This window comes from Mesorhizobium sp. M8A.F.Ca.ET.181.01.1.1, from assembly GCF_004792025.1.
GTDB lineage: Bacteria > Pseudomonadota > Alphaproteobacteria > Rhizobiales > Rhizobiaceae > Mesorhizobium.
Genome location: NZ_SRTV01000187.1, coordinates 1 through 316, shown reverse-complemented (window position 1 = coordinate 316; position 316 = coordinate 1). Strand labels below are relative to the sequence as shown.

Genomic DNA, 316 nt, shown 5'->3' with positions numbered 1-316 from the left:
CGGCGACGGCAACAATGTGCTGCACTCGCGTCTGGAGGCTTCGGCGCGGTTCCGATTCAACTGAAACGTCGCGGTGCCGGAAGGCAGCGAGCCTTTCGAGAAATATGTCAACTGGTCGAAAGCCAATGGCGGCAAGGTCCGTTTTTCCAAATCGGCCGAGGAAGCCGTCGACCAGGCCGATTGCGTCGTCACCGACAGCTGGGTATCGATGGGCCAGGAGCATCGCGCCCGCGGCCATACCGTCTTCCTGCCCTACCAGGTCAACGCCGCCCTGATGGCGAGGGCGAAATCCGACGCGCTTTTCATGCACTGCCTG

The 316-nt window shown here is 62.0% G+C and carries 1 pseudogene; it reads left to right on the top strand.

Going from position 1 to position 316, the window contains the following annotated elements:
* Positions 1-316, top strand: a pseudogene (locus tag EN824_RS34175) (ornithine carbamoyltransferase); the annotation flags it as partial.